Raw genomic sequence first — 12,210 nt, 5'->3', positions numbered from 1 at the left:
AACAAATAAAGATAGGTATAGTTTTGTATAAGACACCTAACTTCCTTTACGAATTCGACTCAAACTTACTTGTGTAACGCCTAAATAAGAGGCAATAAATTTCAACGGAATACGCTGTATAAGGCGCGGATGCTCTGATAGTAGGGTCTGATAGCGATCTGTGGCAGAGCGCAATTCTCTCGATATCGCTCGACGTTCTGCCTTTATCAATTCATACTCTGCTAATTTCCGACCCCAATTCGCCAGGTGAATATCACTTTTATATAGCTCTTGAAGATCAAACTTTGCGATTTGATAAAGAGTACAATCCTCAATAAGCGCGATGTTTTCGTAGCTAGGTATATCCATTACATAGCTGGCCATTGATAGAATCGCTTCTCCTTCTTGACCAAACCAAAATGTAATCTCACCTTTTTCGGAATCAGCATATGCTCTCACGACACCTTTTTTAATTAGATAAAGATGTTTTTCCAGGCGATCTGCTCGCATCAGCAAATGGCCTTTTTTTAGATTAATTAACGTAATCTTCTCTTTTAGACGCGCAATGGATTCTGGCGGGAGTGGATATATTTTTTCTAGTATATGCTTTACAGCATCCATGATTTGGTTGATTTAATGCTGCGAATCTTTTGGCGAAATAAAGGCGTCTGGTATGTCGGGTTTATTGCCATCCCGTATCGCACTATAATGTGGTGACAACAATTCTATACCTGCCTCATGAAAGACGTCCATCAAACTTTTGTGCAACTCCGAATAGATCTGAGCCTGTTTGTTAGGATGCTTAGTGTATGCATTGATTTCATAGGTTATGTAAAAATCATCCAGACTGTTTTGCAGCACAAATGGTGCCGGTTCGGCTTCGATCAGTTCTACTTGTAAAGCGGCTTTTTTAGCCAACTCATGCACCACCTGCCAACGTGTTTCGTAAGACATTGTTAAGTTGGTATGTATGATCAGGCCCTTTTCTTGAGAATCCGCGCTGTAGTTAATCGTGTGGCTATTCATGACCTGAGAGTTTGGGACAGAGATAACCTCATTCTTCGTTGTACGAATACGAGTTACGAGTAGCGATTTTTCAATAATGTCTCCACTGATATCTCCGATTTTTACACGGTCGCCCAACGAGAAAGAACGCATATACGTCAACACCAATCCTGCTACGATATTTCCTAATGCGCCAGCGGAGCTGAATGTAAATAGCACACCGATAAAGACGGAAACACCTTTAAAGATAGAAGAGTCGGACCCTGGTAAGTAAGGAAAGATCACGATCATTAGAAAAGCCAGCAGTAAGACACGTAAAATGTGATATGTAGGTAAGGCCCAATCCGGGAAAAATCCAGGGATATGTAATGCACCACTTCTCAGCTCTCCAGCAAAAAATTTTAATACCTTGAGTGCGTAGAAAAATACGATACAAATGACGATTATCGTGATCAAATTTGGGAAATAAGCGATCACGGAAGCGCCAATATCGTGCAAAGGATTCAGGAAATAACTCAACAAAACAGGGGCGTAACCTCGCGTGCTAGGAAACAGATTGAGCATCATAGGTAATGCCAAATAGAAGGATGTAAGGATTAACAGCCATTTAGCTCCTGTAATCAGTATCCACAAAATGCGAACCTGTCGCTCAGGGGATATCAGCTGATAGCCACGCACTCGAATTCCGAGCAGCCTTTTTCCGCGGTTGCCAATTAATTTACGCCGGGTCCAGGCTGCCAATTTATTCATTCCAATCAGGAGCACCAATAAGACCGTAATGATAAGCGCAGCTTGTAAGATGGAGGTCAGCAAGTTTTTTAAACTCGTTTCTTCTCGGTACTTAGTAATTGCAGATTTAATATCCTGAAGTTTCATTTCCGCGAGCGAGGCGATATCGGTGTTAGTCCATAGCGCATCCTGATCATTGAAGCTCATAATCATCTGGTCATTCCATGCAATGATCCAATTGTTTTCGTTTTGCCAAGCGCGCAAGGAGTCGACTTGAAAGTCGAGGTTTGCAGCCAAATTTCTAATACGATCTTCGATCGCTGATGCTCGATCCCGAGCAGTGTAGCTGCCTAAACTGGTGTAGATGCGAAAAATAGTGTCACGAAAAGGGACTACAGGTGCGCCGTTGTTCAGCAGTTTTAATGAGTCGACCTTTTGTTTTCGACGTGCCAACAAAATGGAATCCCGGCTGCGTAGCACATGTAATTCCTCTACCAGTTGTTTGTTTTCTTTTCGGTCGCTCAATTGTATGGTGAGCAATTGGTTCTCCAGAGCAAGCCTTTTTACAGAATCACGCCGTTGCTGTTCCAACAATTGCATGAGATCCACAGACCGTTGATTGATGGCCGATACAGTATCAGCACGAGATTGTAGTGTGTCTTGCGTCAGTCTTTGGTTAGCAAAGGCTACCGTATGGCAAAACATGCCTAGTAAGAGGATAAGAACAGAGGTAACAGGCTTACTTTTAAATAATATCATACACGGAATATGCCGAAAGGTAAACGTTCGATTCTGGGTAAAAATACGATATTTCAAACATTCGACCTAAGCGAGTGTGGATTTGTTTACCGCTTTACAATCGTTCGAAAGGTAAGATTCACCCGCGGACCGTGTATTTTTTTGGTAGGAGGGATGCGATGCAACCAGTGTTGCTGCGTTGTGCCCGACATCACCAACAAACTACCATGCTCCAGCTGTATATCTATCTTTTCTTTGGATGCTTTGTGCTTGAAAGCAAATTTGCGCTGCGCACCAAAACTGACCGATGCAATCGCGCCATACTTCTTCAACTCAGATTCGCTATCGCTATGCCAGGCCATCCCTTCCGAGCCATCGTGGTAAAGGTTTAATAGGCAGGAATTAAAAGTTTCTCCGGTAACTAGTTCTACCTCTTGCTTAATGCGTTGTAGAAGTGTGGTCCACGGTAGCGCTCGCTTCGTAGTATTCGAATAGGTATATTCGAATGGATGATCACCGTACCACGCTACCTTTCTTTTGGTAAGAATGCGCTTGCCAAACATAAGTGCTTCGTCTTGTTTCCACGCTATGTTTTCGAGCAGTTCCATCAAAAAACCGTTCGCCTCTTCAGTGCTCCAGATCGTGCCATAGTAAACACTGCTCCCGTCTTGCGGTAGGTATTCTACTGTTTCTTCGCGGCTTCCCATCCAATAATTGCTTTTTTTCTGTTTATACCCCACATATATCCTCCGATGCCACCCGCCGATTGAATAACGCGGTGGCATGGTATTAAATAGGCTACAGGATTACTGCCAATGGCGGTACCAACCGCTCTGGAGGCTAAGGGTGTGCCTATTTCATGTGCAATTTGTCCGTAACTACATAGTGATCCTTTCGGGATTTCTAAAAGGCATTGCCATACCTTCAGCTGAAAATCTGTACCCTTTAAGTGTAGTTTAATTTGTGGCATATCTGCCCAGTCATGATGAAAAATCCGTAGTGCCTGATCTTGCATTTCGTTGCGTCCTGCGGTGAAAGTAGCTTCAGGAAACTTTGCTATTAATGCTTGCAGACTCTTTTCCAAATTGTGTTCTATAAAACTCAGATAACAGATGCCTTTCCACGTGGTAGCAATCAGCACTTCTCCAAAAGGCGTGTTGTCAACACGGTATTCGATGTGTAGGTTTTTTCCACCTTGTTTGTATTCTGCTGGTGTCATTCCTTCCAGTTGTATGAAAAGATCATGTAAGCGGCTTGTACTGGATAATCCGGTGGCCTGCGTTGCTTCCCACAGGGTAGCTCGCTCTTTACTTAGTATTTCTTTAGCATATTGCATGCTGATGTATTGTAAAAAACGCTTGGGAGTGGTGCCGGCCCATTCCGTAAACAGCCGTTGAAAATGGAAAGGGCTGAGATGTACTTGCTCCGCAATTTCCTCCAAACTTGGCTGTCGCTCAAAGTTAGTGCTAATAAATGCGATCGCCTTCTCAATGCGTTTATAATTAACTGCGGCCGAATTTTCCATATTCATTTATTTATTATCCAAAGTTCCGAAAGATAACACGTAAATAAAATCCGAAATTTGCTGAATTCCAAACACAATCCCTAATTTTGTACGTAATTACTCACTACGTTATCCATTCCCGTAATTGAAATGAATATATCCCCCAAACTCTACCGCTTCATAGATCAATTGAACAAGTGGCGTATGCAAAAAATTTCAAATCGAAATTTTTTAATCTTGGTCGCATTGCTGGTGGGAATTGTGGGTGGTTTGGCTGCAGCACTGCTAAAAGGCATGACGCACGGCATTGCTGCGTTTTTGCAAGACGAGGTACGTTCTCAGTACAAGTATTACCTCTACCTGCTTTTTCCATTGGTAGGTATTCTTTTGAGTGTGGTGTACGTACGTAGATTTATCCGTAAAAAAGAACTTGGACATGGGATGACGCCAATTATGTACGCTATCTCCCGAAACTCAAGTAAGATTGAGCCACATAATATCTATTCGCAAATCGTGACCAGTGCCATCACGGTAGGTTTTGGAGGGTCTTCTGGTTTGGAAGCGCCTATCGCATATTCTGGTGCCGCGATTGGTTCCAATATGGGACGTTTCTTCGGTTTAAGCTACCGTGAAGTTACTTTGCTACTTGCTTGTGGTGCCGCGGCAGGTATTTCTGGAGCTTTCAATAGCCCTGTAGCAGGTATGATTTTCGCGATTGAGATTCTACTGCCCGAGTTTTCTATTCCGGTATTTATACCACTACTTATTTCAACAGCAACTGCTGCAGTGATATCGCGCTCAATCTATAGTGAACCCTTATTTCACCTGGTTACCGATGATTGGGTATTTAGTGCGCTATTCTTCTATATCCTACTCGCCATCATTGTCGGCGGCTTCTCTATTTACTTTGCTAAGCTCGCAGGATGGCTTCGATTACAATATAATAAGGTACACAATCCATATCGCAAAGTATGGATTAGTGGTGTCAGTCTGGGCATTTTAATATTTATCTTTCCGGCGCTCTACGGAGAAGGCTATTTGGCCATACAGCAAATACTGGACGGAAATCATACCGCGATGCTGGAGAATAGTATTTTTTCTGACTACAGCCATACGGGCATCATGGTAGTTTTATTTGCTTTGTGTACCGTATTTGCTAAATCATTTGCTGCGCTCATCACCTTGAATGGTGGGGGTAATGGTGGTGTTTTTGGACCAAGTTTAGTAGTCGGTGGCTTGTTGGGTTTTGCCTTTTCTTACGGTCTTAACCTAACCGGAATGGTGGATCTGAATATTACTAACTTTACCGTGGCAGGTATGGCGGGTGCCTTGGCAGGAATGATGCATGCGCCGCTCACGGCCATCTTCCTGATTGCAGAGATTACAGGTGGTTATGCTTTGATGGTACCGCTGATGCTAGTAACCGCCATCGCGTATTTTATAAATCGTGTCGTGCTAAAACACTCTATTTATACTAAAGGACTAGCGGAGCAAGGCGATTTAATCAGTCATGAGGATAAGGACCGTACCGTGCTAAGCATGATGAAGCTTCGTTACGTTTTGGAAAATAATTTTACAATCCTGCGCCCAAATGAATATCCGCAGGAAAGAAGCCACGATATCATTCACACAAAAAGAAATATCTTTCCAGTAGTTGATCTCGACGGAAAATTTCTGGGCGTAATCTACAGCGAACGATTGTTGGAAATTCTACTGGGAGAGCAGCCTGAGGGGTTGAAAAAGACCATGGCCGAACTAGCAGAAAAGCCGATGGATACAGTTTCTACAGATGCTAATATGGAGTTAGTGATGCAAAAGATGAACCGGGAAGATGTATGGATATTGCCGGTACTGGATGCTGATGGTCGCTATCAAGGCTTTGTTTCTAAATCTGCCGTTTTCAATAAATACCGTGCCCTATTAGTGAGACAGGCATCCTACTTCGATCAATAGGATTGAAGTACTAAAAGAATTCAATAGAGAAGGAAGTTAGGCCATACGAATTACATGGGTATTTCTCCGGAAAGTTTTTCAAATTGCAAACCTTTTGGGTATTGTTTTGATAGGGCATCTTGCCAACGTGTAGTGCTTAAATTATCCTTTTTGCTCGTGCCAACACCGGCAAGATGAGCCCAAATGCCATAGGTCGTGGCCGGACTATAATCCAATAGGTGTTCCTCAAAAAAAGAAGCACTTTCCAGCCAGCTGTTTGGAGTTTCCTGCAACAAATAAAGACCCAGTATAGTCCTGGCTTCAGAAGGTAAATTCCCGGTGTTCGTTAATATCTGAATGGCTTCATCGATAAAGGGCTGTCCAGTGTTTCCTGATTTCCAATTGTTTTTCTGGTCTTCATCCATTACAGCAGGCGTCTCTGCTGGAGGAGTGCCTTGGTGTCCTAGCGGTTTAAAGTATACGTTAGGATATTTTTTTAGCATAAATCGAAAATAATCGCGCCACAAAAGACGTGCTGTTCTCCTTTCCAATCGTTTCTTATTCGTTGGCGTCATCGCGGCATGCATTCGATGATAAACGAGGATGGGCGACAAGGCGCCTGTAGCCATATAGGGCGACAAGAGGGTGAAGTCGTGAAAACCTTTGTAAGAGTCATTTAAAATCAAATCCAAATTTTCCAGGCCATGCTTTTCTCCTCCGATCAACTGTTTTTGCGTTGTAGACGCAATCTCTTGTTCCGAAAATCCTAGCTCCGCTAAATCAGGAATCTCGGTGGTTTCTAAGTGTGCCGGAATTAAGATTTGATCAATTGCTGGTAATACAGGTCTTACTTGGCTTTCTCGCTCTATCTTCTTTTTAAACAGCGGAAAGGAATCAGGAATATCACGTACCGGAAAAGGAAGATCCTCCTTATGATACATGGTGTGTCCGATAAAATGTTTGAGGTTAATGCGATTAGATTGCCACAACGCAGACTCTACTTTCTCTGAAATTTTAGTTTCTCGCTGAGCTACCTCTCGGTGATGATATACTTCATCGGCATCGTATTTCGCCGCTAGTCTAGGAATGATTTCCTCTGGATATCCCCAGTAGGTCATCAGATCTCCCTGAAGGCTGCGCAAGCTTTCTTTGAAAGATTGTACTGTTTCTCGGATAAATTGCGCACGAACAACTCCCGTATTTTTACCACCATATTTATTAGTAGTATAATAACGGGGATCGAAGCAATAGACAGGAATAACCAAATCGGCCTTCTGGACTGCTTCGAGTAGAATCTCATTGTCATGTAAACGCAAATCATTCCTGAACCAAACAAGAACAACTCTCTTTTTATCCATAAAATATGTGAATTTGACCGTATACAAATATAAGTTTTCAATACTGCAATCGCGTTAGAGGTCTTATATTTGACACGATTACGACATTATATAGCACGTATAAATTCGTGAAGCAAATAGTACTAAAACAAAACGTTTGACGATCGTGTTCTAATGATGATGTTTAATTCTACTGTATAAAGTTCAGTTAGAACGCAATTAATAATAATATATGAGTATGCTTATCAGCGGACTTAATAGCTACTTGGGGAGGCGAGCAGCAAGTAATTTAGCCTCAGACGACTGTCAGGTGTACGGTCTGATTAGAGATGCTAAGCTATTTGAGGCTACTGGTTTTGAGCCGGTAACAGCAAAGCTGCTGCCGGTCGATTTGCTGAGAAAAGAGCATGCCTATACCGATTGTGCTTTAGAAAATTTGGAAGTTGGTATTTGTTTCGCACCATCTACCAATCTAGATGATCACGTAAGTTTGCAAGTGGAGCTTACCCGATTAAAGAATTTTATTACCCTATTGCAAACCAATCAGTGTAATCGGGTCGTGTACTTCGCTCGCTTAGTAGATCGCGACTATATCACCTATATTCAGCAATTATTTGTAGAATACCAGATCGATTACACACTTGTATTAGCAAATATTGCACTGGGCAAACATAGCCTTGCCGATCGTTATTTCAGGCAATTAATGATGGAAAAGTACGTGTGGTACGATGAGGCTCTCGCTAATGTGGAGTTTCGGCCTATTGCCGCTTTAGACGTGCTGCGTTGGATTCGTACCATCAACTGGCAGACTGATTTTATTAACCAAGTGCTCGAATTGGGCGGTGTGCAGCAGATGAGCGTGCGTGAGCTATTCAGGATGTATAAAAATCTAAATGACGTTAGTAGCGTAGGCGTTGCCGTACCACATTTTATTTATTCTTTATTCTTTCAACGCAAACGTAAACTGCAAAAAGAAGATCATTTAGAAATAAAGCGCATGTTTCGCTATGAATACCCGCTCGATAATACTACTTGGGCCAAACGCGTATCCTTCTCTTTTACGCCGATTGAAGAGGTCATTCTTCAGGATCAATAAAGAAGTCAAAGGCTTCTTCTACACTTTCTGCGTATTTTTTACAGTTTTAGACAAAGGCGCTAATTATACTGCTATTTTTGCAATAGCTACATATATTATAATATGGGATACAAAAGTTTAGCAGATTGCGTTGCCGATCTGGAGCAGCATGGTCATTTGATACGGATAAAAGAAGAAGTAGATCCTTACTTGGAGATGGCCTCCATACACATGCGGGTGTATGATGTAGGTGGTCCAGCGATTTTTTTTGAACGCATTAAGGGGAGTCGCTTTCCGGCGGTATCTAATTTGTTCGGCACGTTGGATCGATCCAAATTCATGTTTCGTGATTCACTAGCTAACGTAAAGAAGTTGGTGGATGTGAAAATGGATCCGATGTCGGTTGTGAAAAAACCTTTTTACTATGCCGGCTCGGCAATGACAGCGCTTGGAGCACTTCCTTGGAAGAAAAAAAACAATGCGCCAATCCTGCATAGCCGTACCACAATCTCAGAATTGCCACAAATAGTGAATTGGCCGATGGACGGCGGTGCCTTTGTCACGATGCCACAGGTGTACACGGAAGATGCAGACCGTCCGGGTATCATGAATGCGAATCTCGGTATGTACCGAATTCAGCTTTCTGGCAATGACTATATCGCTGACGAAGAAATCGGCTTGCATTACCAACTCCATCGTGGGATAGGAGTGCACCAAACTAAAGCCAATGCGCTTGGCCAACCACTTAAAGTATCCATCTTTGTGGGAGGTCCACCATCACATCCACTATCGGCGGTGATGCCACTTCCTGAAGGATTGTCTGAAACGATCTTTGCCGGTGCACTGGGAAACAGAAGATTTCGCTATTTCTATGATGAAGAAGGATTTTGTATTTCATCTGATGCCGACTTCGTGATTACCGGCACGGTGTATCCAAATGAAAATAAGCCGGAAGGTCCTTTTGGAGATCATATTGGCTATTATTCACTCACACATCCGTTTCCACTGATGAAAGTCCACAGCGTGTATCACCGTAAAAATCCTATTTGGTCATTTACGGTTGTCGGTCGTCCACCGCAGGAAGATACAAGTTTTGGTGCGTTGATCCACGAAATTACCGGATCCGCAATTCCTATGGAGATTAATGGTTTGCATGCCGTGCATGCGGTAGACGCCGCTGGTGTGCACCCACTTTTGTTTGCGATTGGCAGCGAAAGATATACGCCGTACCAGCAGGTAGAGCGCCCGCAGGAATTACTGACGATTGCCAATCAGATTTTGGGTAAAAACCAATTGAGCCTGGCAAAATATTTATTCATTTCTTCTCATGAGGATAATCCAACATTGGATATCCATGATGTTGTAAGCTACTTAAAACATATTTTAGAACGCATCGAATGGGATAGAGATGTGCATTTTCATACTAACACGACGATTGATACATTAGATTATTCTGGCGATGGATTGAATGCTGGCTCCAAGGTTGTGTTTGCTGCGGTCGGCCTTCCTAAGTATGCATTAGCTACGGAGATTCCGGTCGGTTTAGATTTCCCACGACCATTTGGGTATGCCAAATTAGCACTTCCTGGAGTGGTAGTCGTAGAAGGGAGTGCCTTCGAGAACTACGAGTCAGAACAACTCAAGATAGACGCTTGGTCAAAATCCATAAATGCAGAGACATTGGATGGAGTCCGATTAATTGTACTGGCAGATGACGCTGCTTTTACAGCAGATTCACCTGCCAATTTTGTATGGGTCACCTTTACGCGTAGCAATCCGTCGCACGATATATATGGCGTGGATGCTTTCACTCGTTTCAAACATTGGGGGTGCAATGGGCCGCTTATTATTGATGCACGAGCCAAGCCGCATCACGCTCCTGCATTAATTAAAGATCCGGAAATTGAACGTAGGGTAGATCAACTCGGCGCTAAAGGAGGATCGTTACATGGTGTGATTTGATGTTTGTTTCAAGTATTTTGTGGAAATGATACGATATAAATAGTTAATATTTGTTTATTTTATAAATAATTCAATAAAACTTAATAAATGTTATGAATTTAATTTTTTAATCTGTTTCTTTGTTATAGAGTATTGACAAAAGGTTCGATTCGATTAAATTTTAAACATTATGTGCGGGATTATTGGAGCATTTGATATAAAGAAAAAAGAAGAAGTATTAAGACCTCAGGTCTTGGAAATGTCCAAAAGGATCCGTCATAGAGGGCCAGATTGGTCTGGTATTTTCAGTTCTTCTAATGCACTTTTGGCACATGAGCGATTAGCTATTGTCGATCCGCAATCAGGTAGTCAGCCGCTGTATAGCGAAGATAAACAAGTAGTGCTTGCTGTAAACGGTGAAATCTACAATCATCGGGAATTGCGTGCCACTTTACCAGACTATCCATTCGCTACACAGTCGGATTCAGAGGTGATACTAGCGCTTTACCTAGAACATGGAGCTTCTTTCTTGGCCGACTTAAATGGGATTTTTGGATTTGCTTTATACGACGCTAGAAATGATAGCTTCTTAATCGCACGCGATCATATGGGTATCATTCCGCTCTATTACGGATATGATGAGCATGAGCAGCTATTCGTAGCGTCCGAACTGAAGTCATTAGAGGGTTATTGTACTCGAATAGAGCAATTCCCTCCAGGACATTATTTGTATAGTGCGGAAAGCCTGGTTCCTCAACGTTGGTACACCAAAGATTGGGAATCCTATGATGCCGTGGCAGAGAATGATACCGATTTAGATGTTTTGAAGCAAGCGCTCGAAGACGCCGTCCATCGTCAGTTAATGTCTGACGTGCCTTATGGGGTATTACTTTCCGGCGGATTGGATTCTTCAGTGATTGCTGCAGTAACCAAGAAATATGCTTCCAAGCGAATAGAATCTGGCGATGCTGAGGAAGCTTGGTATCCACGCTTACATTCATTTGCTGTTGGATTGGAAGGCGCTCCAGACCTCATTGCTGCAAAAAAAGCTGCTGATCATATTGGGACGATACATCATGAAATCAACTTTACCATTCAAGAGGGTCTAGATGCGGTTCGCGACGTGATTTATCATTTGGAAACTTATGATGTTACCACAATAAGAGCATCTACTCCCATGTACTTGTTGGCCAGAGTCATCAAATCGATGGGGATTAAAATGGTACTTTCTGGAGAAGGTTCTGATGAGCTGTTTGGCGGTTATCTTTACTTCCATAAGGCACCAAATGCACAAGAATTTCATGAAGAAACAGTACGTAAGCTCAAAAAACTTCACTTATATGATTGTCTGCGAGCCAACAAATCATTGGCGGCATGGGGAGTAGAAGGTCGCGTGCCGTTCTTGGATAAAGAATTTATGGATGTCGCGATGCGTATAAACCCTGCCGACAAAATGATTAAAGATGGACGTATGGAGAAATGGGTCGTACGTAAAGCCTTTGAAGACTACCTTCCGGAGAGTATCGCATGGAGACAGAAAGAGCAATTTTCGGATGGCGTAGGCTATAGTTGGATCGACACCTTAAAAGCACAAGCGGAATTAAATGTAAGCGATGAAGCTTTTGCCGCTGCAGCTAGTCGTTACCCTATTAACACTCCGAAAAGTAAAGAAGAGTTCTATTATCGTTCCATCTTTGAGTCGCATTTTCCTTCTGAAGCTGCGGCTAGTACCGTGCCTTCTGTAAAATCAGTCGCATGTAGCACGCCAGAAGCACTGGCTTGGGATGCTTCTTTTCAAAATATGAATGATCCCTCTGGACGTGCGGTAGCAAACGTGCATAACGACAGTTATTCGAAAACACCAGAACAGGTAGTATGACTTTAATTAAGTATTAATTTATAGATGAATGATAGAGGCGCTTAGGCGCCTCTTTTTGTTTAAATCTACTTGATTATTGTCTAAATAATTT

Annotated in this window: 9 protein-coding genes; 4 read left to right on the top strand and 5 right to left on the bottom strand. The window is 42.6% G+C overall.

Going from position 1 to position 12,210, the window contains the following annotated elements:
- Positions 1–36 precede the first annotated feature (36 nt).
- The 4 genes from M8998_RS07555 to M8998_RS07540 all read right to left on the bottom strand — a co-directional run bounded on the left by M8998_RS07555 (position 37) and on the right by M8998_RS07540 (position 3,976).
- Positions 37–600 carry a Crp/Fnr family transcriptional regulator gene (locus M8998_RS07555; protein ID WP_249991939.1) on the bottom strand — a complete coding sequence of 188 codons (564 nt, stop codon included), beginning with the start codon at positions 598–600 and terminating at the stop codon, positions 37–39.
- Between the two features lie 12 nt (positions 601–612).
- Entirely contained in the window at positions 613–2,472 is a 1,860-nt protein-coding gene (locus M8998_RS07550) for a mechanosensitive ion channel family protein (protein ID WP_249991938.1), read from the bottom strand.
- A gap of 86 nt (positions 2,473–2,558) precedes the next feature.
- On the bottom strand, positions 2,559–3,158 hold the full coding sequence (locus M8998_RS07545) for an alpha-ketoglutarate-dependent dioxygenase AlkB family protein (protein ID WP_249991937.1): 600 nt from the start codon (positions 3,156–3,158) through the stop codon (positions 2,559–2,561).
- Positions 3,134–3,976, bottom strand: coding sequence for a methylated-DNA--[protein]-cysteine S-methyltransferase (locus tag M8998_RS07540; RefSeq protein WP_249991936.1), 843 nt, complete (start codon positions 3,974–3,976; stop codon positions 3,134–3,136). Before M8998_RS07540 ends, M8998_RS07545 begins: the two co-directional genes overlap by 25 nt.
- Positions 3,977–4,159: 183 nt before the next feature.
- On the opposite strand from M8998_RS07540, the gene M8998_RS07535 reads away from it, so the two are divergent.
- Positions 4,160–5,908, top strand: coding sequence for a chloride channel protein (locus M8998_RS07535; protein ID WP_249991935.1), 1,749 nt, complete (start codon positions 4,160–4,162; stop codon positions 5,906–5,908).
- A 50-nt stretch (positions 5,909–5,958) separates the two neighbouring features.
- Here the strand turns inward: M8998_RS07535 and M8998_RS07530 are convergent, their stop codons facing one another.
- Positions 5,959–7,245, bottom strand: a complete 1,287-nt coding sequence (locus tag M8998_RS07530) for a deoxyribodipyrimidine photo-lyase (RefSeq protein WP_249991932.1) — start codon at positions 7,243–7,245, stop codon at positions 5,959–5,961.
- 211 nt (positions 7,246–7,456) lie between these two features.
- Here M8998_RS07530 and M8998_RS07525 point away from each other — a divergent pair, with 211 nt between their 5' ends.
- The 3 genes from M8998_RS07525 (at position 7,457) to asnB (ending at position 12,119) form a co-directional block, all read left to right on the top strand.
- On the top strand, positions 7,457–8,320 hold the full coding sequence (locus tag M8998_RS07525; protein ID WP_249991930.1) for an SDR family oxidoreductase: 864 nt from the start codon (positions 7,457–7,459) through the stop codon (positions 8,318–8,320).
- A gap of 102 nt (positions 8,321–8,422) precedes the next feature.
- Entirely contained in the window at positions 8,423–10,261 is a 1,839-nt protein-coding gene (locus M8998_RS07520; protein ID WP_249991928.1) for a UbiD family decarboxylase, read from the top strand.
- A gap of 169 nt (positions 10,262–10,430) precedes the next feature.
- Complete coding sequence (gene asnB, locus M8998_RS07515; RefSeq protein WP_249991926.1) at positions 10,431–12,119, top strand: asparagine synthase B; 1,689 nt, start codon at positions 10,431–10,433, stop codon at positions 12,117–12,119.
- Positions 12,120–12,210: the final 91 nt, after the last annotated feature.

It is taken from the genome of Sphingobacterium sp. lm-10, assembly GCF_023554555.1.
Lineage (GTDB): Bacteria > Bacteroidota > Bacteroidia > Sphingobacteriales > Sphingobacteriaceae > Sphingobacterium.
The sequence above is the reverse complement of the archived record's forward strand: the minus strand, read 5'-3'. Positions and strand labels throughout refer to the sequence as shown.